A 26,677-nucleotide genomic window follows, 5' to 3' on the forward strand; every position below is an offset into this window, starting at 1 on the left:
AATTAGTAAGAAAGATTGTCTATAGAAGTTCATAAAATGTAATATATCCAATTTCCATCCATTGAAGGGAGAGGTTAATTCTTAATGAATGAAGTGAAAAATTTCTTTCGAAGCAGAGGGTTTCAACGGTTTCTCGTTTTAATAATATTAGTGCTTGTATTGTATGGATTAAAAAGTATGATTAATTTAATATTAATTACGTTTATTCTCACGTTTTTGATGGATCGATTTCAAAAGTTTATTTCAAAAAAATTGAAAGTAAATAGGAAAGTGGTTATTGCTGGTTTATATATTGTGTTAGTGACGTTTATTGTAACTACACTATATAAATATTTGCCTGTATTAACGATACAAATTTCACAATTAATTTATCAATTTAAATTGTTTTTTCAAAACCCACCTGATAACGAGATAATTAAATATGCACTTTCGACAATTAATGGAATGGAAGTATCGAAATATATCGAACAAGGTGTAGATGTCATTTATCAATCGATAGCAAACATAGGAAAAGTCAGTTTACAAATACTACTTTCTCTTATTTTAAGCTTATTTTTCCTATTAGAAAAAGAACGCATTATAGCATTTACTTCGAAATTTAAAGATAGTAAGCTGAAAATTTTTTATGAGGAGATTGCATATTTCGGTGAAAGGTTTGCAAGATCGTTCGGAAAAGTGATTGAAGCACAATTTTTAATTGCGGTTGTAAATTGTGTACTCACTGTAATTGCACTTGTCATTTTAGGATTTCCACAGCTTCTTGTATTGGCTGTCATGGTCTTTCTACTCGGTTTGATTCCGGTTGCTGGTGTTATTATTTCCTTGTTTCCACTTTGTATCATTGCCTATAACGTCGGCGGGGTTGTGTATGTTGTTTACATACTAGTGTTCATTACAGTAATCCACGCTCTTGAAAGTTATTTATTAAATCCAAAATTTATGTCTGCAAAAACGAATTTACCTGTTTTTTATACATTTATGATTCTTATCTTTTCAGAGCATTTCCTCGGAATATGGGGGCTTATTATTGGGATTCCAATCTTTATCTTTTTATTAGATGTACTTGATGTAAATAATGATGAACCGATTAAAGATAATAAGTGATAGAAAATGACCGATGTTTTCTCTTGATGAAAACATCGGTCATTTATTATTTTTTCTTTGGAGGAGGTAGTTTAATGAAGGTATTTGCAATTAAAGCTATAATAGCAGCAGCAAAAATAAAGACTGCGATTACACTAACTCCCATACCTGCCCATCCTCCTACAAGGAAGATACTTATCGGTATTGCTAACAAGCTTAAAATAATTAGAATCAATCCGAGATTCTTATCATATTTTTTAGTTGGAAATAGCGTTCTGATGATTAAGAAGAGGAAAAGTATTAAGGATGCTACAGCTAGCAAGAGGATTGCAATCGTCAAAGAATCATTCATGAAATCACCCCTTTTTATAGATAATATTACCGTTTAAATTGAGGGGGAACTATAAAAATATAAAAAAGCAATCCAATATAAATCGGATTGCTTTTTTGATTGAAAAATATGATTAAAGAACAGGAGCCATTGTTTCTTTCAACACTTGAACAGAGTGATCGAATTTTAATTCTTCCTCTTCACTTAGTTCAACTTCTAAAATTTCACGAACACCGCCGCGGTTTAAAACAGCAGGTACGCCGATATAAACATCTTGTTGGCCGTATTGACCTTCAAGATATGCTGATACAGTTAATACGCTGTTTTCATTGCTTAAGATTGCTTTCGTAACACGTAAAAGTGACATGCCGATGCCGTAGTATGTAGCACCTTTTCGTTCAATAATGTGATAAGCTGCATCACGAACGTTTACGAAAATATCATCTAAATCTTTTTGGTTATATGTGTTGTCTTTTTCAAGAAGCGTTTGTAGTTTTTGAATACCAATTGATACGTGACTCCACACCGGAAGTTCTGTATCACCATGCTCTCCGATAATATAAGCGTGAATGTTATGAGGTCCAATATCGAAGTACTCACCTAACATATAGCGGAAACGAGCTGAGTCAAGAGTTGTACCAGAACCGATTACGCGTTCTTTCGGTAATCCAGATTCTTTCCAAGTTACGTAAGTTAAAATATCTACAGGGTTTGTTGCGATTAAGAAGATACCGTCAAATCCACTATCCATAATGCTACGAACAATTTGCTTGAAAATTTTAGCGTTTTTCTCAACTAAATCTAAGCGTGTTTCACCTGGCTTTTGTGGCAATCCAGCTGTAATTACAACAAGGTCTGCGTCTTTACAATCTTCATAACTACCTTTCCAAACTTTTGTTGGAGCTGGTGCGAAAGGAACGGCATGGCTTAAGTCCATTGCTTCTCCTTCAGCTTTTGCTTCATTTACATCCACTAAAACAAATTCTTCAGCTACAGCTTGGTTAATCATGCAGTAAGCATAACTACACCCAACTGCTCCTGTTCCTACTAATACAACACGGTTAATACCTTTTTTCATTTCAAAATTCCTCGCAATTTCATTAATTTTATTATGTAAGATAATACGTCTTACTTCTATAGTTTCATATCTATTTTATTACATTTTATAAAAGATATTCAAGTAATTGAAAATGTATCCGCTCAATTACTTGAATGAAACATAGGAATCCTGTTAAACGAATATAATTCAGTAAAATCCTTCATAAAAGGGGAATTGGCATGGGGAATCCATTATCGATGGAAGAAATGCTTCAAATTATTCATGAAGGGCTTGCCAAAACAAATAACCCCAAACGGATTACAATTGCCGGTGCAGGGATGTCTGGATTAGTTGCAGCATCTTTATTAAAAGAGGCTGGACACGAGGTAACGATTATAGAAGCGAATAACAGAATAGGTGGCAGGGTGTATACGATTCGTGAACCATTTAGCGCAGGGTTATATTTTAACGCAGGCCCTATGCGTATTCCGGATACTCATGATTTAACTTTAGCCTACATTCATAAATTTAAACTACCGTTAAACCTTTTTATTAATAAAACTTCTTCAGATATAATTTATACGAATAACAAAAGAACGAGATTGGATGTGTTTGAAAAGGACCCAAGTGTACTTGGATATCCAGTTTTAGATAAAGAAAAGGGGAAAACGGCAGAAGGATTAATGTTAGAGGTATTGGAACCGATACTTAATTATATTAAGAAAGATCCTAATAAAAACTGGATTATTGTTGAAAAAAAGTATAAAACATATTCGCTCGGTTCATTTTTAACCGAGTATTATTCAGATGGGGCAATAGATATGATCGGAGTACTTCTTGATATGGAAGCATACATGGGAATTTCATTAATTGAAGTATTACGCGAAATGATCTTTTTCACTTCAACGACGAAATATTATGAGATAACGGGCGGAATGGATAAATTACCAAATTCATTTTTACCAGAGCTAAAGGATAATATTTTTATGTCGTATAAAGTAGAAAAAATTATACAGGAAGATAATAAAGTAATGATGCAAGTAACACATGAACAAACGTTAATTTCATTTATAGTAACTGGTGACATCGCTATTGTCACAATTCCATTTTCAGCTTTGCGATTTGTAGAAGTTCAGCCATATCATTTATTCTCTTATTATAAAAGGCGGGCAATTCGTGAATTAAATTATATTGCTTCAACTAAAATTGCGATAGAGTTTAAAAGTAGATTTTGGGAAAGAGCAGGACAATATGGTGGTAAGTCAATTACAGATTTACCTATCCGCTTTACATATTATCCGAGCTACGGCATTCATACACCAGGGGCGGCTATCGTTTTAGTGAGTTATACGTGGGCAGATGAGGCGTTAATGTGGGATAGTCTCTCGAATAGAGAACGTATTCGTTATGCGTTGAAAAATTTAGCGCAAATATATGGAAATGTGGTTTATAGTGAGTATGTTGCGGGAGAATCTTTTAGCTGGAGTCAAAATCCGTATTCTTGCGGAGCATTTACAGCTTTTGAACCAGGGCAAGAGCTTGAATTGTTTCCATATATTACGCCGCCAGCGGGTAGAGTGCACTTTGCAGGAGAACATACGACATTAACACATGGATGGATGCAAGGGGCAATCGAGTCTGGAATTAGAGTTGCTCATGAAGTGAATGGAAAATGAAACGATAATCTAGCAGTTTTGTTTACAAATAGGTATTCTTTTAATAAAATGATAAATATAAATCGTAATAATTACGCTTTGAAGAAATTTGAAGTAGAGAAATGGATGGTCGGTCGAATGAGTAAAGTAGAAATTCATATATTAGGTGGTTTTTTAGGTAGCGGAAAATCAACATTGCTGCAAAATTTATTATTAGCAGAAAAGAAGAAAAATCGAAAAGTTGCAGTTTTGATGAATGAAATCGGTGAATACTCGGTAGATACAGATATTATTGGAAAAGAGAATGTGTTAAGGGAACTTCTGAAAGGATGTATTTGTTGTACGTTAAAAGAAGAGCTTGAAATTCAATTACATTCTTTATATCAACAAGAAAGACCAGATGTAATTTATATAGAAACAACAGGTGTCGCACATCCAATTGAAGTGTTAGATGCATGTGTATCACCAATTTTAGCTCCTTTCCTTGAAGTGAAATCAATTGTCGTCGTTTTAGATGCAGTAAGGTGGTTAAATCGAAGTGTATTAAGTGCAAACGTTCAGCAATTATTACATGAGCAACTGAAGTTTGGTAGCCACATTTTAATTAATAAATTAGATTTACTAACAGATACGGATAAGAACAAAGTAATTGAAGAAGTAAAAGTAATAAATAATCATGCGAAATTGTTTGAAACAAAATATTGTAATATATCTTTAGAAGACATAGAAGAAGCTGAATTTACGAATGATGGGGAACATGAGACACTACATGTCAAACAGCATTTACATATACAAACGATGACGTATCAATTTACGAAATCGATTGATCAAGATAAATTATACGAATGGCTTTCGAATTTACCAGATAGTATTTATCGTGTAAAAGGATTTGTGAAATTCCATGGAGATAAATACCCTCACTTATTCCAATATTCATTTGGCGTACCAACTTTACTGGAACAAGACTTCGGTTTCCCGACAAACTTGGTAGTAATAGGGGAAGGATTAGATAAGAAGCAATTGGTTGAGGGGTTAGAGAAAGTCGAAAATAATTAATCGGTTTTTCTAATCATTTTTTTAGGTAAGCTGCAAATAATTGACTTAATGAATTAAGTTAATTATTTGCAGCTTTTTGCGTGATGATTACTGTAATGAAACAGTAATTTCATTTGAACAACGGAATATATATTGATTGTATGTCCGTTTCCATTTAATAGGAAGGTGATTATAGATTTGTGCCGAATGTAGAGGTTACTACAAGAGTTTTCCATTACCAATTTTAAAATCATGATTACGGACAGGGGAATTTGGCGTGTTTGATTCTATCAGAAAGTAAAGTATGGGGAGGATCACAATGTCGATAAAAAAACGTAAATGGCTAAGAACGGTGGTTACTGGTTGTGTTTTAGGGTCATTATTAGTAACAGTAGCTTGTTCGGGAAAGAAGACAAGTACAGAAGATGAAAAGACGATTAAGGTAGGGGTTCTTGCTTCATTAACAGGTCCATTAGAATCATATGGAAAACAAACAGTGAACGGATTTGAATTAGGGTTAGACTATGCAACTGGTGGAACTGGGAAAGTGGAAGGGAAGAAGATTAAGTTTGTTGTAGAAGATACGGAAACGAAAGCTGATGTAGCGGTTAAAAAAGCTACGAAGTTATTAGAAGAAGAGAAAGTCGATTTTTTAGTCGGATCGTCTAGTTCAAGTGATACATTAGCGGTTTTACCACTTGCAGAGGAATATGAAAAAATAATGGTTGTAGAACCAGCAGTTGCTGATAGTATTACCGGGAAGAACTGGAATAAATATATTTTTAGAACAGGTAGAAACTCTTCGCAAGATGCGATTGCTGGGGCTGCCTCAATTGCTAAAAAAGATGTAAAGATTGCGACGTTTGCTCCAGATAATGCTTTCGGTCGTGAAGGGATTGCAGCATTTAAAGCGGGAGCAAAGAAATTAGGTGCGAATATTGTAAACGAGCAATACGCGGATACGAATTCAACTGATTTCACTGCAAATATTCAAAATATTATTAGCTCAAAACCAGATTATTTATTTATCGTTTGGGCAGGTGCGAATTCACCATGGAAACAGTTGAAAGATATGAATGTGGAAGCGCAAGGTATTAAAATTTCTACTGGTGCACCTGATATACCAGCATTAAAAACGATGGATGCGCTAATAGGGATGCAAGGGTTTTCTGTTTATTATCACTCACTTCCAAAGAATAAGGTGAACGATTGGCTAGTAGAAGAACATAAAAAACGTTTTAATGGTGCTGTTCCAGATCTGTTTACAGCAGGAGGAATGTCAGCGGCAATTTCTATCGTCGAATCTTTAAAGAAAACGAAGGGCGATACAGATGTAGATACACTTATTAAGAAAATGGAAGGGATGGAATTTGAGACACCGAAAGGAAAGATGAAATTTAGAGAGAAGGATCATCAAGCATTACAAACTCTATATTCTATAACGCTGAAAAAGCAAGATGGTGTTGATTATCCAGTACCAGTGTTAGAGAGAGAATTAACGATGAAAGAGACAGAACCATCAATTCAGAATAAATAGACTGAATTTTCTGTTGTTTTTGTATAAAGAGGGAATACCCTCTTTATACTTGTTTCTTTCATAAACATGGCTTTCAGTGGGAGGGATTTTATGACACATTTGTTAGAGACGAAAAATCTTTGTGTATCTTTTGGGGATCATCATGTTATTAAGGATGTTAATTTAACGGTACAAAAAGGAAAGCTCATTTCAATAATTGGACCGAATGGTGCTGGAAAGACAACACTATTCAATTTATTAAGTGGGCAAATTTCTCCGACGAAAGGTGAAGTTTATTTTAAAGGACAGGATATTACAAAATTATCAATTTCAGATCGAACGCGCTTGGGGATTGGTCGTTCTTTTCAGCTGACAAATATTTTTCCAGAGCTAACAGTACTTGAAAATGTGCGTCTAAGTGTTCAATCGTTTGTTCAGGATTATTACAGTTTCTTTCCGAATGCAGCCAAGTTAAAGCAGCAAACTGGAGAAGCGAGACGTCTTTTGAAGACAGTACTCCTTCACGAGAAAGGGGACGTATTAGCTAAGGATTTAGCTCACGGAGAAAAAAGAAAGTTAGAGCTTGCTATGTTATTAGCATTAAAAACGGATGTATTACTACTAGATGAGCCGACAGCAGGTATTTCTGTTGAGGAAGTTCCGGCTATATTACAAGTAATCGAAAATATTAAAAAGAATCCAGAGAGCACAATCGTACTTATCGAACACAAAATGGATATGGTACTAGGTTTGTCAGACCATCTTATCGTTTTATTCCATGGAGAGTTATTGGCTGAAGGATTGCCGGAAGAAATGATGAAAGATGAGCGTGTACAAAGTGCTTATTTAGGGGGATTATATAGTGGCACTACTACAAGTGAATAATATAGAGACGTATTTAGATCAGTTTCATATTTTACAAGGAGTGTCCCTTTCGGTTGAGAAGGGAACGATTACAGTATTGTTTGGAAGAAATGGGGCTGGAAAAACAACAACATTGAGGTCGGTTATGGGATTTCACCGGATAGCAAATGGTGAAATTTATTATGATAGTGCACAAGTAAATGGATTATCTACACATTTAATTTCAAGAAAAGGTATAGGTTATGTACCAGAGAATCAAGGGATTTTTCATGATTTAACAGTAGAGGAGACATTTGCACTTGCTAGGGGAAAAGTAGGAAAAGAATCTGAAGAGAAAATAGATTGGATGCTCGAACTATTTCCAGACTTAAAACAATTTTGGCATAAGAAAAGTGGGCTTTTAAGTGGAGGACAAAAACAAATGTTGGCCATTTCAAGAGCATATATTAATAGTGATGGACTACTGCTTATTGATGAGCCGAGTAAAGGGCTGTCTCCAATTATGATAGAAAAATTAATGATAGCTATTTTGAAAATGAAGGAGAAAACGACAGTTTTACTTGTTGAACAAAATTTTATGATGGCTAGTCAAATCGGGGATTATTTTTACATTATGGATAATGGGCGCATTGTGCATAATGGTTTTATGAATGCACTGCGAGAGGATAAGGAAACATGTCATAAATATTTAGGTATTTCTTAAAATTGATACGGGGGGATAGAACGTGGATGTGCTAATTAACTTATTTGTAAACGGCGTTTCGACAGGGATGCTTATTTTTTTATTAGCGTCTGGTCTATCACTTATTTTCGGTTTAATGAGCGTACTAAATTTTGCGCATGGCGGTTTATTTGCATGGGGAGCATTTACAGGCGTTTGGTTATTCAATATGACAGATAGTTATTTATTAGCGCTAATTGGGGCAGTCGCTATGGGGATGTTTCTCGGTTTCATTTTAGAAAGATTTCTTATTAGACCAGTGTATGGAAACCATGTGCGGCAGCTTCTCGTTACACTCGGAGGAATGCTCGTTCTTAGCGAGTGCATCAAAATATTTTGGGGTCCTAATCCAATCGCTGCAAAATTACCGTTATGGCTTCAAGGTAGTTTTACATTTGGAGGAGTTATCTTAATAAAATATCGCCTATTCGTTATTTTAGTTGGGATACTAATTTACATCGCTTTACTATTGCTGTTGAAAAAAACAAAGATAGGACTTATGATTCGCGCTGGTGTAATGGATAAGGAGATGGTTCAAGCGCTCGGTATTAATGTAAAAGCGATATTTTCTTTCGTCTTTTTATTAGGAGCAGGGATGGCGGCTTTGGGAGGCTTCTTATTAGCACCATATTCAGGTGTTATTTTCGCCGAGATGGGTATGCAGTATGCGATTTTAGCCTTTATAGTAGTGATAATTGGAGGATTAGGAAGCGTACAAGGTTCAGCAATCGCTTCTTTAATTGTTGGATTAGCTGGTGCTTTTACAGCATATTTTATACCGGATTTATCACTTGCAATTAATATGTTAATGTTACTATTTTTCTTAATAGTGAAGCCAACGGGACTTGTTGGTGAAAAGGGGTGAAATGGTGAACAGCACATCGAATCGAATTAAAGTATACTTCGGAGTATTTATGCTCATTTGTTTAAGTGTATTTCCATTCGTAAATGATTCACGGAGCTTGTTAATTTTGTTCACTCAAATCTTCATCTTTGCTATTTTCGCTATGAGTTTTGATGTTCTCCTTGGATATACAGGTATTGTTTCATTCGGTCATTGTATGTTCTTTGGTATAGGGGCGTATGGGGTAGCACTTTTATTTGATCGACAAGGGGTGTCTATCACAAACTTTTTTATAGGAATAGCAGCCGCAATTATTGTATCAGCCATCGTTAGTTATATAATCGGTTTGCTTTCTTTACGGCTGAAAAGTCATTTTTATGCAATGTTAACGCTCGCTATTTCCCAGCTGTTTTTTGTACTTGCTGAAAAATGGCGTTCACTGACTCATGGAGGAGATGGATTTACATTTCGTGTACCAGATATATTCCGTGATCGTTTTACATTTTATTATATAACATTTATATGTCTAATCAGTATTTTCATTTTGTTACGTCTTTTCACAAAATCTTCAATTGGGAAAGTGTTAAAGGCGATTTCACAAAATGAACAACGAGTTGAAGCACTTGGCTATAAAGTTCTTCATTATAAAATTATTGCTAGTGTTGTTGCAGGAGTAGTTGCAGCGATTAGCGGTGGTTTATTTGTCATCACATTACGCTTTGTTAATACAACTGTATTTTCAATTGAAATGACGTTAAATGCATTATTGATGACAATGATTGGGGGAGTTGGAACGTTAATCGGAGCTATTGCTGGAGCGGGGATTATTGAATCACTGAAATATTATTTATCAGAACTAGCTACAGAGTATCCGATTTTTGAAAGGTGGACGATTATTCTAGGTTTATTATACATTATCGTGTTATTAGTTTTTCCAAAAGGATTAGTTGGAACGGTTAAGAAGTTGAAGAATTTTAAAAGAAGTAAGAAGGAGAAGAGTACAGGGGTGGAACAGAACGTGTAAAATAAGTCTTCAAGATGAAAAGGGATGTCCTAGTAGTTAAACATATTAACTAGGTAACATCCCTTTTTATTTTATTAAGCCGTACGATAGTATATGAAGTTATATTAGCGATTCGAAAAGGGATATTTATTTACCCGTAAAATACGACAAGTGTAGCCTTTTTATTAATTAAATAGTTCACCTGGAATCACTTTATCTAAGTCTCGAGTTGTAAAGAAGTTAATAGGTAGTTTTTCAACCGCGACATTTTCAACTGGAACTAATTTATCATTTCTAATCGGTAAAAAAGCTATCCCATTTCCCTCAACAATAAACTCTTCAATAAGCGAATAAGAATCTAACTGTTGAAGTTGATGCTGAGATAGATTGTTTTCTTTTAGAAATTGTATTGTCATATTTCTAAAAGGGCACTTTTTATCGTTACTAACAAAGAAAAGTTCTTTTGAAAAGTCAATGTTACACTGTTCTTTCGCTTTTAATAAGCCTACAGAAATTGAAGTGGTGAATACTTTTTTAAACGCTGCGTCGGGATAATCCTCATAAGTTATGACCATATCAACTTTTTGTTGCTGTAGTAGTTTTTGTAAATGGCTACTACTTTCTATATATATTTGATAATTCCTGAAATTTTCTTTAATACGCATACTTAAATAATTAGTCAAAATAGATTGTGACGTCGCTATTACATAAGAAGAAGCACTTGTTTTAATTTCATCTTTGGCTTCTTCTAAAAGAGCTAATATTTTATTCGTGTAGTCTAATAAAATGTCACCAGAAGGTAACAGGGAGACACCTTTGTTATCTCTATGTAGTAAAGGTGTTTCTAATTCTTGTTCTAATTTTTTGATTCGCTCAGTTACATTTGGTTGTACATAGCCTAGTTCTTTAGCGGCTTTACTAATAGATCCTTCGTTAGCTACAGTTTTAAATATGATAAGATCATTTATTTCCATTCATTTCAGCCCCTTATACGGTATCATTATAAATGATATCAAACATAATTTATACCTATTTTACGTCAGCCAATCATCGGTTTATCATTATATATATAAGATCGAAAGTGAGTGATAAACATGATTGGTATGCAATATAAGGTCATTTTACCAAAGGATTATGACATGGAGATTATTAAAAAAAGGGTAAAGGATAATGGGTTTAAAACTGATGGTTTTCAAGAACTAAATTTTAAGGCTTATTTAATTACTGAGACAGGTAAGGGTGGGAATTTCTATAACTGTTATGCACCTTTATATATGTGGAATGGTTATGAAGGGATGAACAAATTTATATTCGAAGGGTATTACGATAATATTTTGCAATCGTTTGGGTGGCAACAAATAAATATAGGTGTTCCATTAGTTGTTAATTTAAGTAATGATTTTAGAAAAAGTAGATATGCTGTTGAATATGCAGGGAGTATTTCTCAAAGTAAATCGCTGATTGGGACGCAATTAAATAAAGTAAATGAAAATGTGCAAAACATAGAAAAATGTTTAGGAAATGTAATAGTTTATAATCCGGATAAGTGGGGATATAGTCAATTCAGTTTTTATAAGGAAAAGCCTGAAATAGATGTAATGGGCGATGTTACTATTTATGAGATTTTACATATTTCACGAGGATATGTTGTTGAATGCTAAATTAAGAAAAAGGAATGAAAATCTATGCCTTTTGTGAACGTTTATTATCATGAAGATATATTAAATAAAGAAGAGTTGAAAAAGATAGGTGAATGTATCCATCTTTCATTAATTGAACATTTCGACATCCCTGAAAATGATTATTTTCAAATATTTTTACCTTATCAACAAAATCAATTTTTGTATAATCCATATTATTTGTTGGAAAGAGGAGAAATGAGAACTGAGAATATGATTCATGTTTCTATTACATGTGGACCTGGAAGAACAGTGCAACAGAAAAAAGGTTTGTATCAATCTATATCCTTTGAAATTTCAGCATGTTCCAATGTGAAAGTTACTGACATTTTTATTACATTACATGAGATAGCTGCTGAAAACTGGTCATTTGGTCAAGGGATGGCACAATTGGTAAAAATGAAGGGAGCAAAATGATGAATGAACCAATTGAATTCTATATTCCAAAGAAAATGAGAGAAGTAGCACCTGTATTTTCTCATTATAGTGAAGAGATATTATTTGAGGAAGTGTGGCGGGATGCCGCTTTAACATTAAGAGAAAGAAGCTTATGTACATTGTCGGCACTAATCAGTCTTGGTAATACAGAACAATTACCATTTCATCTGAAGCTAGCTAAACAAAATGGGATAATGGAGAATGAATTAGTTGCATTAATAACACATATGGCTTTTTACGTTGGTTGGCCAAAAGCTGTGGCAGCTTTAAATATAGCAATGAATGAAATGGAAAGTTAAGAATAATGATTTTGGGAGGTATTTTTAACATATTTCTACTTGCATTACTATCACTTGAGTGGTAAAGTGATAGTAAGATTAACGCTAGGAAGTGATGAAACATGCGTGAAAATACGATAGGATCGTTAATATGGCTACGTTTAATACGATTTACGAACCAAAGTAATCAAATGTCAAATGAGTTTTTAAAACGTTTTGATTTAACAACAGCCCAATTTGATGTGCTTTTGCAAATACGGACTTATCAGCCATTAACACAAATGGAGTTAGCAGAAAAGGTTACCGTTACACAAGGCGGTATTTCTCGAATGTTAACACGTCTTGAAAAAGAAGGATATATTATACGAAAACAAGATTGGAAAACGAAAACAATTAGTCTTACAGAGCAAGGGGAAGCGGCTTTAGAAAGAGCATTGCCAGAGCAACTTGCATTTCAATCATCATTTTTTGATGATGTATTAAATGAAGAAGAGCAGAAAATACTATACGAGTTGATGTCAAAAGTTCATAAGCATAGTGAAAAAAAAGAATTACCGAATGAGTAATTTTTTTTACTTAATCAATTGACTAATCAAGTGATAAAGAGGAGGAAGTTTTATGTATACAATTCCAGGACATCACCACATTTCTATGGTGACTAAAAATGCGAAAACAAATAATAATTTTTATCGAGATGTCTTAGGATTACGCCGGGTGAAAAAGACAGTCAATCAAGATAATCCATTTATGTATCATTTGTTTTATGGTGATTTAACAGGGAGTGCCGGAACTGAATTATCATTTTTTGAAATGCCGAATGTAGGTAGAACAATCCGTGGTACAAATGCAATAACACAAATAGGCTTGCTCGTACCTTCAATAGAAAGTCTTACATTTTGGAAGAGACGTTTTGAGTCACTCCAGGTGGCGCATGGGGAAATTACAACTTACGCCGGAAGAGACGCACTGCACTTTGAAGATCCAGATGGTCTACGGTTAGTGCTGTTAAATAATAAAGATGAAGAGGTGCCTGAATATTGGACTGCATGGGATGAATCTTCTGTAGAGCAGAATCATCGTATTTTAGGCATGGGAACAGTTGAAATGACAGTGCGCAGTTTAAATAAATTATCAAAAACATTAACAGGTTTGTTTAGTTATAAAGAAGTATCTCGTTCAGAAGATGAGGGGATTTATCAATCTATCGATGGTCAATCTTTTGGAGAAATTTTGGTGAAACAGCAAGATGGAGAGAGTGAAAGACCAGGAAAAGGAAGTATTCATCATTTAGCTATTCGTGTGAAAAATGATGAAGAACTGAGTTATTGGAATGAAGCGGTGAAAGATAAAGGGTTCCAATCAACAGGGATTATCGATCGCTTTTATTTTAAAAGTTTATATTTCCGTGAGTCAAATGGCATTTTATTTGAGATTGCGACGGATGGCCCAGGATTTACAGTAGATTCAACAGTTGAAGAATTAGGAAAAGAGCTGGATTTACCACCATTTTTAGAAGAGAGAAGAAAAGAGATTGAAGAGAAATTAATACCGCTTTATTAAAAGGGAGAGAGCAACTATGGAAAAATATCGTATTGATACAAGTAAGGGAATTGAATTTGGATTATATTCAATTGGAGATCATATTTTAAATCCGCATGATGGTTCGAAAATAAGTGCAGAAAAAAGAATTCATGAACTAATTGAAACAGCTAAGTTAGCAGATGAAGCTGGAATTGATGTGTTTGCTGTCGGTGAAAGTCATCAAGCGCATTTTACAACGCAAGCTCATACAGTTATTTTAGGAGCTATTGCACAAGCTACGAAAAACATTAAAATCGCGAGTTCTGCAACAGTATTAAGCACGTCAGATCCGGTTCGTGTATATGAGGATTTTGCCACAATTGATTTAATTTCTAATGGTCGTGCTGAAATCGTTGCTGGTCGTGGATCTCGTATTGGGGGATATAGTTTACTTGGTTACGATGTAAATTATTATGAAGAACTATTTGAAGAGAAGATGGATCTTTTATTAAAAATAAATAAAGAAGAAAGTGTAACATGGAAAGGGCAGTTTAGAACGCCACTTGAACATGCGGCAATTATACCGAGAGCTAAAAATAACAATATGCCAATTTGGCGTGCTGTTGGAGGGCCACCTGCTAGTGCAATTAAGGCAGGACGCGCAGGTGTACCAATGATGCTTACGACACTTGGTGGCCCAGCTGTTAATTTTAAAGTTTCGGTTGATGCATATCGTGAAGCAGCTGAGCAAAGTGGTTTTGACCCAGCAACATTACCAATTGCAACAACAAGTTTATTTTATACAGCAGAAAATTCACAAGATGCACTTAGTGAATATTATCCTCATATTAATGCTGGTATGCTTGCGCTACGCGGTGGTGGGTATCCAAAACAACAATTTACTAACGCAGTAGATCACCGTGATGCGTTAATGATTGGTAGCCCGCAACAAATTATTGAAAAAATGCTTTATCAATATGAATTATTTGGACAGCAACGTTTTATGGCACAGATTGATTTTGGCGGTGTACCATTTGATAAGATTGAGAAAAATATTGAATTAATTGCTACCGAAATTATGCCGGCTGTTAGAAAATATACAACGAAATAATGATTAAAGTACCGGGAATATAATTTATTCTCGGTAATTTTTTATTTAGTCTGTTTGAAAAATGACAAAAAAACGAATTTTATGTCTAGAGAAAGGGGAGTTTTTTTCTATTTGTGAATAACAATATTGTTGATTTGAATTTTGGAAATACATTTTTCTCTTGACAAAAAACTAGCATATTTCTAGGTTTAATTCGAGGACATTTTTCAAGGAGAAAGTCAAGTGTATGAAGAGAAAAACATAATAACAATTGATATAAGAGTGTGTTGTATGTTTGAAAAGTACGTTTTTAAAATGTGAGAAATCTAATTCAAAAAAATTACAAAAGACATATTTCAGACAAAATCCTGTCAATAATACGTCAAAAATCACCTGAATTTATTATGTAAGTATATTATACAATTCGATTAACGAATAAAACACTACTGAAATAGTGAAAAGGTAAATCGTATGAAGAAAGTTCTTTTGTAATTATCTAAAAAACTGACAATCTATATTTTCAGAAAGTACATAAACGAATTTATCTTTTTGTATTTCCAAATGATTGAATTGTTCGTTATGAAATGAATTCATACAATTCAATCGATATTACTATATAAAAAAATATGAAGGAAGTGACTTTAGCATGGAAACGCTCGAATTGGCACGAATACAATTTGCATCAACAACGATTTTTCATTACTTTTTCGTTCCGCTGTCTATAGGTTTAGCTTTTATCATTGCGTTAATGCAAACGTTGTATGTGGTAAAGGGACAAGAAATTTATAAGAAGATGACAAAGTTTTGGACACAAATATTCCTTGTTAACTTCGCGGTAGGTGTTGTAACAGGTATTTTACAAGAATTTCAGTTTGGTATGAACTGGTCAACGTATTCACGTTTTGTTGGTGATGTTTTCGGACCATCACTTGCAATTGAAGGTTTATTAGCATTTTTCATTGAGTCTACATTCCTAGGTTTATGGGTATTCGGTGAGGATAAACTTCCGAAGCGAGTTCACCTTTTATGTATTTGGCTCCTCTCAATAGGAACAATGTTATCAGCATTTTGGATTTTAACTGCAAGTGCATTTATGCATGCCCCAGTAGGATATGAAATGGCAGCAGATGGACGTGCACAAATGAATGATTTTTGGGCGATTATTCAAAATCCACAATTATGGGTGCAATTCCCGCATACAATTACAGCGGCGATTGCAACTGGTGCATTCTTTATTGCAGGTGTAAGTGCATGGAAAATATCAAAAGGCCAAGAAACTGCGGTGTTTAAAAAATCGTTCCGAGTTTCTATCGTTGTTGGAACAATTACAACTGCATTGGTATTATTTTTCGGTCATGCACAAGCACAAAATTTAATTAAGACACATCCGATGAAAATGGCAGCAGCTGAAGCATTATGGAATACGAGTGAGGATCCAGCTCCATTTACAGTATTTGCAAAAATTGATACAGAGAAGAAAGAAAATTCGTTTGAAATTCAAATCCCTTATATGCTAAGTCTATTGTCATACGATAAATTTAGCGGTCAAGTTGAAGGGATGAATCAAATTCAAAAACAATATGAAGAAAAATATGGACCTGGAGATTATATTCCGCCAGTACATACTATGTTCTGGAGTTTTAGAGCGATGGTAATGAGTGGAACATTCATGCTTCTTTTAGGAATGTACGGCTGGTTCTTATCAAGAAAAGATCGCTTAACTGAAAACCCTTGGTATTTAAAAATAATGGTATATGCAATTGCACTACCGTTTATCGGTAATACAGTAGGTTGGATTATGACTGAAATGGGACGTCAGCCTTGGGTTGTCTTCGGTGTTATGAAAACAGAAGATGCTGTATCTCCAAACGTTTCATTTGGAGAAGTATTATTCTCTCTTGTTTCATTCACATCACTATATTTAATTGTTGGAGGAATTACTGTTTACTTATTCGTTCGTATCATTAAAGGACATGCGAATAAGAAAACGAAAAAGGATTATCAAAGCCATGATCCATTTGATAAGGAGGAAGAGTATGTTATCTCTTAATGAGTTGTGGTTTCTAATTATCTCAACCTTATTCGTTGGCTTCTTTGTACTTGAAGGTTTCGATTTTGGTGTAGGAATCGTTTCAAGGTTTTTAGGGAAAAACGATTTGGAAAAACGTATATATTTAAATACAATTGGGCCGTTTTGGCACGCAAATGAAGTATGGCTTGTTTGTGCTGGTGGCGCTATGTTTGCGGCATTCCCGCACTGGTATGCAACTTTATTTAGTGGGTTTTATATTCCATTTGTGTTTATGCTTCTTGCATTAATTATAAGAGGTGTTTCCTTTAAATTCCGTGCGAAAATAGAAAATCATAAATGGAAGAGTTTCTGGGATTGGGGCATGTTTATTGGAAGTTTGCTACCTCCTATACTTTGGGGAGTTGCAATCGCAAACTTTATGACAGGTGTACCAATTGATGGAAGTAAAAATATGGTAGGCGGATTTATGAAATTACTTCACCCATTTGCGTTACTTGGGGGAGTTATGTTTCTTCTTCTATGTATTGTTCATGGTTTGCAATTCCTTACTATACGTACAACAGGAAAATTACGAGAACGCGCACGTATTGCCGCGACAAAGATTGCACCTTTTGCATTAATAACACTTCTTGTTTTTGCAGCTGTAGGGTTATGGAAAACAGATATTTTCACCGCACATGGTTCAGAGTGGCTAATGGTTCCAATTGGAGCTTTTGTAGCGCTATTTGTTTCTACTTTATTAAATAAAAGAAGAAGAGATGGTTGGGCTTTCTTTATGACGAGTTTAACAATCATTTTGTTAAGTGCAAGTGTGTTCATCGGTATGTTCCCGCGTGTCATGATTAGCTCATTAGGAGCGGTAAATGATTTGACAATTTATAATGCGGCATCAGGACCTTATGCATTAAAATTGATGAGCTATTTTTCTCTTGCTATTTTACCGTTTGTTATCGGTAGTCAAATATGGAGTTTCTATGTATTTAGACAACCTGTTAAGTCAGACAAAGATTTGGAGTACTAATGAAAAGAAAAAGAGGACTTCCGTCGTATCCTGGTAGCCGAGTTTTATATGTAACTTTAAGTCTTATTAGCATTTTAGAGGCGTGTAGTATCATTGCGCAGACAGTATTTTTAGCACGAGCAATCACATTTTTATTTCATGGAGAAACAGTGCAAGCTGTGCTAAATGAAACTGTTTATTTTGGGATCACGTTTGCAGCACGCCAAATGTTAGTGCGAACATCGCAAATATTGGTTGAGCGTTTCGCTGAAAAAACAGGATTTGCATTACGTAAACAGTTAATAGAAGCATATTTTACGTTAGGGCCGAGATTTGTCCAAACGAATGGGACTGGTCATCTGGTTACTTTATCGATAGAAGGTATTGAGAAACTTAAAACATATATTGAATTGACAATTCCTAAAATGATTAGAAGTAGTATCGTTCCAGGGCTAATTGTTCTATATGTTTTTACACTGGACATTAAGTCTGGAATCATTTTAGTTGTAACGATTCCAATTGTGATCATATTTATGATCCTTCTAGGATTAGCAGCGCAGAAAATGGCGGATAGCCAATATGAGACATATCGTGTACTTTCTAATCATTTTGTAGATACGTTAAAAGGATTAGAAACATTAAAGTATTTAGGGAAAAGTAAACAGCACGAAGGAAAGATTGAAAAAGTAAGTAAACGATATAGAAAAGCAACGATGCGTACTTTGCGAGTTGCTTTTCTTTCTTCTTTTGCATTAGATTTCTTTACGAGTTTATCAATTGCATTTGTAGCAGTTGGATTAGGGATACGGTTAATAGATGGGACAATTATACTGTTGCCAGCTCTTACGATTTTAATTTTAGCGCCGGAATATTTTCTGCCGATTAAGCAAGTTGGAGCGAATTATCATGCTACATTAGATGGACAACTTGCAATGGAGCAAATAGAAGAAATTTTACAGAAACAAAAAGAAATAGAAAAGAAAGATTCAAATGTAGATATAGTATGGAATTCTTCTAGTAGTTTGAAATTACAAGATGTAAAAGTAAATAATGATGAATCTGAAAAGGCTATATTAGAGGGAATTGATTTTACTTGGCAAGGTAACGGTGCTATAGGCATTATTGGTGAAAGTGGGGCAGGGAAATCAACGTTAATCGATGTGTTAGCAGGATTTCTACCGCCTTCGGGTGGGAAGATGTTAGTAAATGGTGTGGAAATTGGTGAATCTACTCGAGAAGATTGGCAAAAAAATATTGCTTATATTCCGCAGCAACCTTATATTTTTCCGCTTTCATTAAAAGATAATATTTGTTTCTATGAAACGAATACAATTGATGAAGAAGTTGAGAGAGTTATTAATGAAGTTGGTCTTCGTTCGCTCGTTGCATCATTACCACATGGGATGTACGAAAGAATTGGAGAAGGTGGACGTATGCTTAGTGGCGGACAAGAACAACGTGTCGCTATGGCACGTGCACTTTTAAGTAAAAAGCCAATCATTTTATTAGATGAACCTACAGCACATCTTGATATTGAAACTGAATTTGAAATAAAGCAATCGATGTTACGTCTGTTTGAAGGTAAGTTAGTATTTCTTGCAACGCATCGTCTGCATTGGATGAAGCAAATGGATCATATTCTTATTTTAAATAAAGGGGAAATTAAAGAAAGTGGAACATATGAAGAACTTTTAAAGAATGAGACATTACATTTTCATAGGGAAGAGAGGGGAGAGCGATGAGTAATTGGATTAAACCTTATATACAGCAAAATAAAGGTAGAATGACGTTGACTATTTTCCTCGGGCTTCTTGGAGTTAGTTCAGGTGCGATGCTACTTTTCATTTCAGGTTATTTAATTTCTAAATCTGCTCTCAGACCAGAAAATGTAATGGCTGTATATGTTCCTATAGTTGCAACGCGTGCGTTTAGTATAGGGCAAGCTGTCTTTCATTATTTAGAACGTTTAGTAGGGCATGACGTCGTTCTACGAATTTTAGAAAAAATGAGAACAAAACTATATAGAATTGTAGAACCACAGGCGTTATTTTTACGCTCTCGATTTCAAACTGGTGATGTACTAGGTGTATTGTCTGATGATATAGAACATTTACAGAATCTATATTTACGTACAATATTCCCTAGTATATTAGCGTTAGTTGTATATAGCATTTTCGTAATTGTTATAGGTGCATTTGACTTAGTATTTGCACTTATCGCAGCTTGTATGTTAGCTGTTATTGTTTTTCTTCTCCCATTCGTATCACTACTTTTGATGAAACGACATCATGTTGCTTTGAAGCGAGGAAGAAATCGTTTGTATCAACAATTGACAGATGCTGTATTTGGGTTATCTGATTGGCAGGCGAGTGGTAGAAAAGATGAATTTATTAATGAGTATGTAGCGCAAAATGTCCAGTTGTTAAAGACAGAAAAGAGAGTGAAACGCTGGTACCATATTCGAGACAGTATCATTCATTTAATAGTCGGCATTGTAGTTATTTCAATGATTATGTGGACTGGAAATCAAGCGGCAAGTGAACAGATTGCACCTACAGTTATCGCAGCTTTCGTATTAATGACATTATCTGTGACAAATGCGCTTATCCCTATATCAGATGCTATTGATCGAATTCCATCTTATGTAGAATCTGCTCATAGGCTTAAAAGCGTAGAAAGTGATATCATTTTGCAAGATGGAAATGAGTTACCTGGAGATAAAGATTACGTTGCACAAAAACATATAGATATTGAACTGAGTAATGTGTCGTATAATTATCCGGATAGTAATGAACCTGTATTAAAAGATGTATCATTGCAAATAAAGGCAGGAAAGAAAATTGCTATTTTAGGTAGAAGTGGAACAGGAAAATCTACTTTACTAAAACTGTTAACTGGTGCGCTACGTCCGGTGAGTGGGCAAGTTATATTGAATGGTGAACAAGCTCATACGGATTTTTTGTCAAAATATATTTCTGTATTAAACCAAAAACCACATTTATTCGATACGACAATTGGAAATAATGTGCGGATCGGTAAACCAGAGGCTAATGATGAAGAGATATGGAAAGCTTTAGAGAAAGCACAGCTAGCGCCGCACATTGCTTCTCTTCCTGATGGATTACAAACAAAAATGCATGAAATGGGAAAGAGGTTTTCTGGCGGAGAAAGGCAAAGGGTAGCATTTGCAAGAACTCTTATGCAAGAAGCATCGATTATTGTGCTTGATGAACCAACTATCGGTTTAGACCCTAAAACGGAATTAGCCTTAATAGAAACAATGTTTTCTGCAACAGAAGAAAAGACTGTTATTTGGATTACACATCATCTTGTAGGAATTGAACATGTAGATGAAGTTATTTTCCTTGATAGTGGCCAAATCGCTATGCAAGGTAGTCACGAACAGCTACTGAAAGAAAATGAGAAATATCGTAGGTTATATGAGCTTGATAAAGGTATATAGGAATGAAATGCAAAAAAACACAAATTCTTGGTAGTTCAAGGTTTGTGTTTTTTTGTATTTGTGGTGAAATCATATAAGCCGTATAAGCTATTTGATCATGAAATGGTTATATATTGTTAGAAAGGGTGTTTAAAACCTATCCTTTCAAGGCAATACTTGAGCCATAGTGAATGGATTGTTGGAAGGCGTGATTATATGTTTGAAGAGGATGGCATTGTTTTAATACTGGAGCCTGCTGATGAGCGGAATATGAGGAAATTTATTTTTACAGTACCGAAGTCAGTTTATGAAAAAAAAGAAATTTTATTACATTACGGAACACCTTTAGGTCAAGGATATACGGACATTATAGAAGATATTATTAGTGTACATATAGACATAGATATTATAACAGTAATAGGGCATGTGAGAGGATAAAGAGAAACTTTAATTAGTGAGAGCTATACGTACCTGGAAAACAGACGTACTTAAAATAAGTATGTCTGTTTTTATATTTAAATGAAGATAGTTTCGAGGTACATGTTGAACAGGATAATAATGATTTTTCTAGAATGTATAAGAGGAAGATTAAAAAAATAAGATATGATGTGATAAAGTGTATAAGAAGAAAATAAAGTGTTTATAAATGAATAAAAGTATGGCAATTATTTAGGAGGTAAAAATGAAGTTTACAAAAACAATGTTACTTTCAATTGTAGTTTCAATTGGTTTGATGGGATGTTCGCTAGTAGAGGAAGGGAAGAACTCCATAGATTACGCTCAAAAAGCGACAGACTATGTAAATGAAATAAGTGCATTTGCAAATGAAGCGCCAGCATTAGCAGAAAAGGCCGTTAATGATGGGGAAGCCCGGAAAGAACTAGAAACGAAACTTACTGAAATTAAACAAGATATACCAGCTTTTAATGAATTAACACCACCAGATGTAGCGAAGGATCTTCACCAGCAAATCGTCGGGTATAATGAAAAGTTAAATACATTAATTGATACATCTATGACAAAGATAGAGGAAGGGAAAATGAATGTAGAGCAGTTTAAAAACTCTGAGCTTATGCAGACGATAGAACAAGTTCGTGATTTGAAAGATAAGGTTCAAAATTTAGGGCAATAACAAAAAGATCCGTTTATCATAAACGGATCTTTTTGTTATTGAATACAATAGATGATTACACCAATGACAATAATAATGTTGCCAATGATTTTTCGTTTCGTGATTTTCTCCCCTAGGAAGTACCAACTGAAAATTAAAATGATGATATAACTTAATGATTCTAATGCAGATGCTTGCTTTAATGCCATGCCCTTTAAGGCGATCACATTTAATCCGGCATTAATTACAAATAAAAAGTAGCCGATGATAACATAAGGATTCACATATTCTTTTATTCTAGAATCGTATTGTTGTAAAGTAGCCTTTTTTAATAATATTTGTGAGTAATTGGCTAAAATTATCCCAAATATCAATAATAACATATAACTATTCATCTTTTGTCACCACCACAATTCCGACGATAATAATAGCTGCGCCAAGTATGTGATTCCACTGTATCGTATCTCCAAACAGGAATACTGACCAAAGCATTGACCATAGTATGATAATCCCACGGTGTGAATATGCTCTAGAAATTTCAAAGTTCTTAATGACTTGTTGCCATAGAATTGCATATCCGAATAAAAGTACAACAAGTCCGAAGTAAGCAATAAAAAATGAAATTGATGCAATAGGGAATTGAGATGCCCATTTCATGTAAACCATAATGATAGAATATATCAAGAAGGCTACATGTAGAAATACATAGTTTTTAATAGTTGGTTTCATATATTCACTCTCTTTTACTTTATATACACGTATGTAAACTCGATGTATATAATCAATAGCTTCTTATTATATATAAAAGGCATATTGAAATGATTTTTGCTTATTTCTTCACATTCCAAAATATATAGTATCATGTCTTCTAATGTAAAACAATAGAAGGCAATGCGTAGCTTTAGAGCTGAAAATAATAGAGCTAGTAGAGTTAGATTTTCCACTGTTCTATAATTTGTATCGTTTTATTTGTTGCATCCATCTCTACTTGAATACCTATTGGCAAAGTAATCATTGGATGAGTATGACAACAGTCAAAATCGGCTAGAAAAGGAAGTTTTTGATTTTGTAATACTTCTAATAATATTTCGTAAGGTTTTCTATTTGTACCACAATCATCAAATTGCTCATGTTTTCCAAGGATGATACCTGAAACTTTATCAAAAACGCCGTTAATTTTAAGTGATGAAAAACTTCTTTCGATAGTAGCTGCATCTTTTGAGCTATCTTCAATAAAGAGAATGTCACCATCTTGAATAAGTGGCATATAGGGGCTACCCCAAATACCTTGTATAGTGTTTAAATTCCCACCAATAATACGTCCAGTAGTTTTTCCGCCCATTACTGAAATCCAATTGTTCGGTCGAAGATCTTTTTCTTTCGTTTTTTCTTCCCAATTAATAAATTCATCTGACCAAAATAACGGCTGGTTTATGTTGTAAGGAAGGTGTTGATCAGTTAATAAAGTATCCGCAAAATATTTGTACGTGCAATCTACGAAAGGCTCAAATTCACCAAAAGAAGGAACAAGTGCTGGACCATAAAATGTAGGAATTCCTGTTTTTGCATAAATACCTAGTAATAATGCTGTTGTGTCTGAATAGCCAATCATTATTTTAGGATTCTTTTGAAAAGTCTCATAATCAATATAAGGTAATAATGAATTTGAATTCAGTCCCCCAATTGTCGACATGATACAAGAGACGTTAGGGTTTCTAATCAAGTCATTTAATTCCTCAGCACGCTCTTTAATGCTCCCGGAACGATAATAATCATATTGACCTGTTAGTGAACCTTCTAATATATGAAATCCTTTCTTTTGTAAGTATAATTTTGCGCGCTCAAATCTCTTTGGAGAAGTATAGGTTACTGGTGAAGAGGGAGAGTAGATGCCAATGGTATCGCCATATTTTAATGCTTTTGGAAGTATCATTTGTATAAATCCTTTCTATTATATAGTGTTTTTTGTGTTTAAATGTAATTGAATATTCTTATATTTCGTTGTTTTTAGTGTAACACATATGAAAAAGAGAACGAGGTTGAAATTATAATTGTTATAGATGAATAAATATGCTTTTTACCTTGACGATATAAAGTAATTGTTGTTATGGTTAAACATGAGTGTATAAAAGGTTTGTTAAAGGAGTTTTAGAATGAAGCGGTTAAAATGGGGAAGATTAACAATCCTGTTAGTAGTAATTCTGGGTATATGTTGGTTCTTTTTCCAAGGAGTTCAAAAGAGTGAAACAAATGTAGATACTCAGCCTTTACAAGTGGCAGAGCTACCTAAAACAGGGCTATCTGAAAAAGTAGTTCCACCAAAATATATACCACCAGAAATTGATGCAAAAGCAGCTATTATTATCGATGCGAGTAATGGAGAAGTTATTTATCAAAATAATGAAAATGAAGCTGTTGCCCCTGCTAGTATGTCAAAAATGATGACAGCATATCTCGTTTTAGAGAGTATACATAATGGGAAAGTCCACTGGGAAGATCCAGTGAAAATAAGTGCAAAGTCGGCACAAACAGAGGGTGCAAAAATCCCGATGCAAGCAAATGATACATTAACTGTTAAGGACTTATATCATGCGTTAATGATTGAATCGGCTAATAATTCGGCTGTCGCTTTAGCGGAACATGTAGCTAAGACAGAAAAAAACTTTGTTCAACTTATGAATGAAAAAGCAAAGCAGTTAGAAATGTCAGATAAAGCTAAATTCGCGAATGCTTCCGGATTGCAGGAGCCCGACGGAAGTGAAACGAAAATGACAGCAGCTGACGTATCGAAATTAGCGTACCATCTTATAAAAGATTACCCAGAGATATTAGAAGTGACTCACTTACGTCAAAGTCAGTTAGCATTTAATAATATTAATGTTACAAACACAAATGAGATGTTAAACAAAAATAATAAAGCTTTATATATAGAAGGAATAGACGGTTTAAAAACAGGGTTTACAGATAGCGCAGGGTATTGTTTTACAGGTACTGCAAAACAAGGCGATAATCGTGTTATTACAGTTGTTATGGGGACAAAAAGTAAAACAAAACGTTTTACAGAAACAAATAAATTAATGTCCTATGCATTTCAATTGCTTAATTAGGTGAAGAAAGAAGTAATTTAGATTGTTATAAAAATAAGACAGACAGTTTATTGAACCTTGATTTTGGTGACAATAAACTGTTTTTTTATTTTTTGACGTATAGGAAGTGGAAACTCAAGTGATATCATTTGAGTTTGTTTTTGTTTGTTGATATTATTAAGTTAAGAACTTATTAATAATAAGTTCGAGAGGCATTATATGCTTCGTACATATGATACTGCCTCAAATGAAAATTGGAGGGAATTGTAATGGCAAAAGATTTTTACTCAGCAATTGAAGACAGAAGATCTATTTACGCGATTAGTAAAGAGCAAGTAGTTTCTGATGAAAGAATTCAAGAAGTGATTTATCATGCTGTGAAACATACACCTTCGGCTTTTAATTCTCAAAGTGCAAGAGTTGTTGTATTACTAGGTGAACAACACGACAAATTATGGAATGTTACGAAAGAAACGTTACGAAAAATTGTGCCTGAAAATAATTTTGCACCTACTGAAGAGAAAATGAATGCATTTAAAAGTGGCTATGGAACAGTTTTGTATTTCGAAGATAGTAAAGTAGTAGAAAGTTTGCAAGAGAACTTTGCACTATATAAAGATAATTTTCCTACATGGTCTCAGCAATCTTCTGGAATGTTGCAATTTGCGATTTGGACAGTATTAGAGATTGAAGGTTTTGGTGCTACACTACAGCATTATAATCCGTTGATTGATGAGGAAGTAAAAAAAGAATGGGATGTACCTGAAAACTGGAAGTTAACTGCGCAAATGCCATTTGGTAAACCGGTAGTTTCGGCAGGAGATAAAGAATATCAGCCATTAGAAACTCGTGTGAAAATTTACAAATAAAATAAAAAATAAAAGGTGAACAGAGATATAATCTGTTCAC

At 34.2% G+C, this 26,677-nt stretch carries 28 protein-coding genes; 22 read left to right on the plus strand and 6 right to left on the minus strand.

The features are described from left to right. Positions 1-84 precede the first annotated feature (84 nt). Positions 85-1,104, plus strand: a complete 1,020-nt coding sequence (locus NSQ08_RS08105; RefSeq protein WP_002031308.1) for an AI-2E family transporter — start codon at positions 85-87, stop codon at positions 1,102-1,104. Between the two features lie 46 nt (positions 1,105-1,150). On the opposite strand, the gene NSQ08_RS08110 is transcribed toward NSQ08_RS08105, so the two are convergent. Continuing rightward, a complete protein-coding gene (locus NSQ08_RS08110; RefSeq protein ID WP_002189262.1) occupies positions 1,151-1,435 on the minus strand; it encodes a YesK family protein in 285 nt (94 codons plus the stop codon). A 112-nt stretch (positions 1,436-1,547) separates the two neighbouring features. Then, on the minus strand, positions 1,548-2,492 hold the full coding sequence (locus NSQ08_RS08115; protein WP_002012312.1) for an L-lactate dehydrogenase: 945 nt from the start codon (positions 2,490-2,492) through the stop codon (positions 1,548-1,550). 200 nt (positions 2,493-2,692) lie between these two features. Between NSQ08_RS08115 and NSQ08_RS08120 the strand changes: the two genes are divergently transcribed. The 7 genes from NSQ08_RS08120 to NSQ08_RS08150 all read left to right on the plus strand — a co-directional run bounded on the left by NSQ08_RS08120 (position 2,693) and on the right by NSQ08_RS08150 (position 10,112). After that, positions 2,693-4,129 carry a flavin monoamine oxidase family protein gene (locus NSQ08_RS08120; RefSeq protein WP_340773351.1) on the plus strand — a complete coding sequence of 479 codons (1,437 nt, stop codon included), beginning with the start codon at positions 2,693-2,695 and terminating at the stop codon, positions 4,127-4,129. A 117-nt stretch (positions 4,130-4,246) separates the two neighbouring features. Further along, a complete protein-coding gene (locus tag NSQ08_RS08125; RefSeq protein ID WP_215591160.1) occupies positions 4,247-5,164 on the plus strand; it encodes a CobW family GTP-binding protein in 918 nt (305 codons plus the stop codon). A gap of 298 nt (positions 5,165-5,462) precedes the next feature. After that, positions 5,463-6,680: a substrate-binding domain-containing protein gene (locus NSQ08_RS08130; RefSeq protein WP_061674159.1), complete on the plus strand. Its 1,218-nt coding sequence runs from the start codon at positions 5,463-5,465 to the stop codon at positions 6,678-6,680. 90 nt (positions 6,681-6,770) lie between these two features. Next, positions 6,771-7,544, plus strand: a complete 774-nt coding sequence (locus tag NSQ08_RS08135; RefSeq protein WP_016104549.1) for an ABC transporter ATP-binding protein — start codon at positions 6,771-6,773, stop codon at positions 7,542-7,544. After that, a complete protein-coding gene (locus NSQ08_RS08140; protein ID WP_098501099.1) occupies positions 7,522-8,226 on the plus strand; it encodes a branched-chain amino acid ABC transporter ATP-binding protein in 705 nt (234 codons plus the stop codon). Before NSQ08_RS08135 ends, NSQ08_RS08140 begins: the two co-directional genes overlap by 23 nt. Before the next feature lie 22 nt (positions 8,227-8,248). Then, positions 8,249-9,109, plus strand: a complete 861-nt coding sequence (locus tag NSQ08_RS08145; protein ID WP_193654048.1) for a branched-chain amino acid ABC transporter permease — start codon at positions 8,249-8,251, stop codon at positions 9,107-9,109. A 49-nt stretch (positions 9,110-9,158) separates the two neighbouring features. Continuing rightward, a complete protein-coding gene (locus NSQ08_RS08150; protein ID WP_002126891.1) occupies positions 9,159-10,112 on the plus strand; it encodes a branched-chain amino acid ABC transporter permease in 954 nt (317 codons plus the stop codon). Positions 10,113-10,276: 164 nt separating this feature from the next. On the opposite strand, the gene NSQ08_RS08155 is transcribed toward NSQ08_RS08150, so the two are convergent. Next, on the minus strand, positions 10,277-11,065 hold the full coding sequence (locus tag NSQ08_RS08155) for a LysR family transcriptional regulator (RefSeq protein ID WP_002031321.1): 789 nt from the start codon (positions 11,063-11,065) through the stop codon (positions 10,277-10,279). 120 nt (positions 11,066-11,185) lie between these two features. On the opposite strand from NSQ08_RS08155, the gene NSQ08_RS08160 reads away from it, so the two are divergent. The 12 genes from NSQ08_RS08160 (at position 11,186) to NSQ08_RS08215 (ending at position 22,703) form a co-directional block, all read left to right on the plus strand. Continuing rightward, entirely contained in the window at positions 11,186-11,752 is a 567-nt protein-coding gene (locus tag NSQ08_RS08160) for a DUF4865 family protein (protein WP_002031323.1), read from the plus strand. Between the two features lie 24 nt (positions 11,753-11,776). Beyond that, positions 11,777-12,187, plus strand: a complete 411-nt coding sequence (locus NSQ08_RS08165) for a tautomerase family protein (RefSeq protein ID WP_002031325.1) — start codon at positions 11,777-11,779, stop codon at positions 12,185-12,187. After that, positions 12,184-12,507, plus strand: coding sequence for a carboxymuconolactone decarboxylase family protein (locus tag NSQ08_RS08170; RefSeq protein WP_033709001.1), 324 nt, complete (start codon positions 12,184-12,186; stop codon positions 12,505-12,507). Before NSQ08_RS08165 ends, NSQ08_RS08170 begins: the two co-directional genes overlap by 4 nt. Positions 12,508-12,608: 101 nt before the next feature. Next, a complete protein-coding gene (locus NSQ08_RS08175; protein ID WP_002012331.1) occupies positions 12,609-13,052 on the plus strand; it encodes a MarR family winged helix-turn-helix transcriptional regulator in 444 nt (147 codons plus the stop codon). Between the two features lie 52 nt (positions 13,053-13,104). Further along, entirely contained in the window at positions 13,105-14,046 is a 942-nt protein-coding gene (locus NSQ08_RS08180) for a ring-cleaving dioxygenase (RefSeq protein ID WP_016103180.1), read from the plus strand. Positions 14,047-14,062: 16 nt separating this feature from the next. After that, the gene (locus tag NSQ08_RS08185) at positions 14,063-15,118 is read left to right on the plus strand and encodes an LLM class flavin-dependent oxidoreductase (RefSeq protein WP_002031331.1); all 1,056 of its coding nucleotides are present in this window, start codon (positions 14,063-14,065) and stop codon (positions 15,116-15,118) included. Positions 15,119-15,743: 625 nt separating this feature from the next. Then, positions 15,744-17,147, plus strand: coding sequence for a cytochrome ubiquinol oxidase subunit I (cydA, locus tag NSQ08_RS08190; RefSeq protein WP_002012335.1), 1,404 nt, complete (start codon positions 15,744-15,746; stop codon positions 17,145-17,147). Beyond that, entirely contained in the window at positions 17,134-18,150 is a 1,017-nt protein-coding gene (gene cydB, locus NSQ08_RS08195; protein WP_002141342.1) for a cytochrome d ubiquinol oxidase subunit II, read from the plus strand. Before cydA ends, cydB begins: the two co-directional genes overlap by 14 nt. Then, positions 18,150-19,871 carry a thiol reductant ABC exporter subunit CydD gene (gene cydD, locus NSQ08_RS08200; protein WP_002031336.1) on the plus strand — a complete coding sequence of 574 codons (1,722 nt, stop codon included), beginning with the start codon at positions 18,150-18,152 and terminating at the stop codon, positions 19,869-19,871. Before cydB ends, cydD begins: the two co-directional genes overlap by 1 nt. Beyond that, positions 19,868-21,592, plus strand: a complete 1,725-nt coding sequence (cydC, locus tag NSQ08_RS08205) for a thiol reductant ABC exporter subunit CydC (protein WP_002141344.1) — start codon at positions 19,868-19,870, stop codon at positions 21,590-21,592. Before cydD ends, cydC begins: the two co-directional genes overlap by 4 nt. A 195-nt stretch (positions 21,593-21,787) precedes the next feature. Next, positions 21,788-22,009 carry a hypothetical protein gene (locus NSQ08_RS08210; RefSeq protein WP_002031341.1) on the plus strand — a complete coding sequence of 74 codons (222 nt, stop codon included), beginning with the start codon at positions 21,788-21,790 and terminating at the stop codon, positions 22,007-22,009. A 244-nt stretch (positions 22,010-22,253) separates the two neighbouring features. Continuing rightward, positions 22,254-22,703, plus strand: coding sequence for a DUF6376 family protein (locus NSQ08_RS08215; RefSeq protein WP_002012340.1), 450 nt, complete (start codon positions 22,254-22,256; stop codon positions 22,701-22,703). A 35-nt stretch (positions 22,704-22,738) separates the two neighbouring features. Here NSQ08_RS08215 and NSQ08_RS08220 read toward each other — a convergent pair whose 3' ends face one another. From NSQ08_RS08220 to NSQ08_RS08230, 3 genes are all read right to left on the minus strand, one after another. Next, complete coding sequence (locus NSQ08_RS08220; RefSeq protein WP_002135751.1) at positions 22,739-23,077, minus strand: EamA family transporter; 339 nt, start codon at positions 23,075-23,077, stop codon at positions 22,739-22,741. After that, the gene (locus tag NSQ08_RS08225; RefSeq protein ID WP_002086172.1) at positions 23,070-23,411 is read right to left on the minus strand and encodes an EamA family transporter; all 342 of its coding nucleotides are present in this window, start codon (positions 23,409-23,411) and stop codon (positions 23,070-23,072) included. The genes NSQ08_RS08220 and NSQ08_RS08225 overlap by 8 nt, the downstream gene beginning before the upstream one ends. A 202-nt stretch (positions 23,412-23,613) precedes the next feature. Continuing rightward, positions 23,614-24,615, minus strand: a complete 1,002-nt coding sequence (locus NSQ08_RS08230; protein ID WP_002141346.1) for a S66 family peptidase — start codon at positions 24,613-24,615, stop codon at positions 23,614-23,616. 220 nt (positions 24,616-24,835) lie between these two features. Here NSQ08_RS08230 and NSQ08_RS08235 point away from each other — a divergent pair, with 220 nt between their 5' ends. Beyond that, positions 24,836-25,789: a D-alanyl-D-alanine carboxypeptidase family protein gene (locus NSQ08_RS08235; protein WP_002031349.1), complete on the plus strand. Its 954-nt coding sequence runs from the start codon at positions 24,836-24,838 to the stop codon at positions 25,787-25,789. Positions 25,790-26,037: 248 nt separating this feature from the next. Further along, complete coding sequence (locus tag NSQ08_RS08240) at positions 26,038-26,637, plus strand: nitroreductase family protein (protein ID WP_340773378.1); 600 nt, start codon at positions 26,038-26,040, stop codon at positions 26,635-26,637. Positions 26,638-26,677 lie beyond the last annotated feature (40 nt).

The organism is Bacillus sp. FSL E2-8887 (assembly GCF_038007205.1).
Taxonomy (GTDB): domain Bacteria; phylum Bacillota; class Bacilli; order Bacillales; family Bacillaceae_G; genus Bacillus_A; species Bacillus_A mycoides.

Excerpts from the sequence above, each read along its gene's own strand:
- NSQ08_RS08105 (WP_002031308.1), top strand. The coding sequence starts at position 85 with ATGAATGAAGTGAAAAATTTCTTTCGAAGCAGAGGGTTTCAACGGTTT.
- NSQ08_RS08110 (WP_002189262.1), bottom strand. The coding sequence starts at position 1,435 with ATGAATGATTCTTTGACGATTGCAATCCTCTTGCTAGCTGTAGCATCC.
- NSQ08_RS08115 (WP_002012312.1), bottom strand. The coding sequence starts at position 2,492 with ATGAAAAAAGGTATTAACCGTGTTGTATTAGTAGGAACAGGAGCAGTT.
- NSQ08_RS08120 (WP_340773351.1), top strand. The coding sequence starts at position 2,693 with ATGGGGAATCCATTATCGATGGAAGAAATGCTTCAAATTATTCATGAA.
- NSQ08_RS08125 (WP_215591160.1), top strand. The coding sequence starts at position 4,247 with ATGAGTAAAGTAGAAATTCATATATTAGGTGGTTTTTTAGGTAGCGGA.
- NSQ08_RS08130 (WP_061674159.1), top strand. The coding sequence starts at position 5,463 with ATGTCGATAAAAAAACGTAAATGGCTAAGAACGGTGGTTACTGGTTGT.
- NSQ08_RS08135 (WP_016104549.1), top strand. The coding sequence starts at position 6,771 with ATGACACATTTGTTAGAGACGAAAAATCTTTGTGTATCTTTTGGGGAT.
- NSQ08_RS08150 (WP_002126891.1), top strand. The coding sequence starts at position 9,159 with ATGCTCATTTGTTTAAGTGTATTTCCATTCGTAAATGATTCACGGAGC.
- NSQ08_RS08155 (WP_002031321.1), bottom strand. The coding sequence starts at position 11,065 with ATGGAAATAAATGATCTTATCATATTTAAAACTGTAGCTAACGAAGGA.
- NSQ08_RS08160 (WP_002031323.1), top strand. The coding sequence starts at position 11,186 with ATGATTGGTATGCAATATAAGGTCATTTTACCAAAGGATTATGACATG.
- NSQ08_RS08165 (WP_002031325.1), top strand. The coding sequence starts at position 11,777 with ATGCCTTTTGTGAACGTTTATTATCATGAAGATATATTAAATAAAGAA.
- NSQ08_RS08170 (WP_033709001.1), top strand. The coding sequence starts at position 12,184 with ATGATGAATGAACCAATTGAATTCTATATTCCAAAGAAAATGAGAGAA.
- NSQ08_RS08175 (WP_002012331.1), top strand. The coding sequence starts at position 12,609 with ATGCGTGAAAATACGATAGGATCGTTAATATGGCTACGTTTAATACGA.
- NSQ08_RS08180 (WP_016103180.1), top strand. The coding sequence starts at position 13,105 with ATGTATACAATTCCAGGACATCACCACATTTCTATGGTGACTAAAAAT.
- NSQ08_RS08185 (WP_002031331.1), top strand. The coding sequence starts at position 14,063 with ATGGAAAAATATCGTATTGATACAAGTAAGGGAATTGAATTTGGATTA.
- cydA (WP_002012335.1), top strand. The coding sequence starts at position 15,744 with ATGGAAACGCTCGAATTGGCACGAATACAATTTGCATCAACAACGATT.
- cydB (WP_002141342.1), top strand. The coding sequence starts at position 17,134 with ATGTTATCTCTTAATGAGTTGTGGTTTCTAATTATCTCAACCTTATTC.
- cydD (WP_002031336.1), top strand. The coding sequence starts at position 18,150 with ATGAAAAGAAAAAGAGGACTTCCGTCGTATCCTGGTAGCCGAGTTTTA.
- cydC (WP_002141344.1), top strand. The coding sequence starts at position 19,868 with ATGAGTAATTGGATTAAACCTTATATACAGCAAAATAAAGGTAGAATG.
- NSQ08_RS08210 (WP_002031341.1), top strand. The coding sequence starts at position 21,788 with ATGTTTGAAGAGGATGGCATTGTTTTAATACTGGAGCCTGCTGATGAG.
- NSQ08_RS08215 (WP_002012340.1), top strand. The coding sequence starts at position 22,254 with ATGAAGTTTACAAAAACAATGTTACTTTCAATTGTAGTTTCAATTGGT.
- NSQ08_RS08220 (WP_002135751.1), bottom strand. The coding sequence starts at position 23,077 with ATGAATAGTTATATGTTATTATTGATATTTGGGATAATTTTAGCCAAT.
- NSQ08_RS08225 (WP_002086172.1), bottom strand. The coding sequence starts at position 23,411 with ATGAAACCAACTATTAAAAACTATGTATTTCTACATGTAGCCTTCTTG.
- NSQ08_RS08230 (WP_002141346.1), bottom strand. The coding sequence starts at position 24,615 with ATGATACTTCCAAAAGCATTAAAATATGGCGATACCATTGGCATCTAC.
- NSQ08_RS08235 (WP_002031349.1), top strand. The coding sequence starts at position 24,836 with ATGAAGCGGTTAAAATGGGGAAGATTAACAATCCTGTTAGTAGTAATT.
- NSQ08_RS08240 (WP_340773378.1), top strand. The coding sequence starts at position 26,038 with ATGGCAAAAGATTTTTACTCAGCAATTGAAGACAGAAGATCTATTTAC.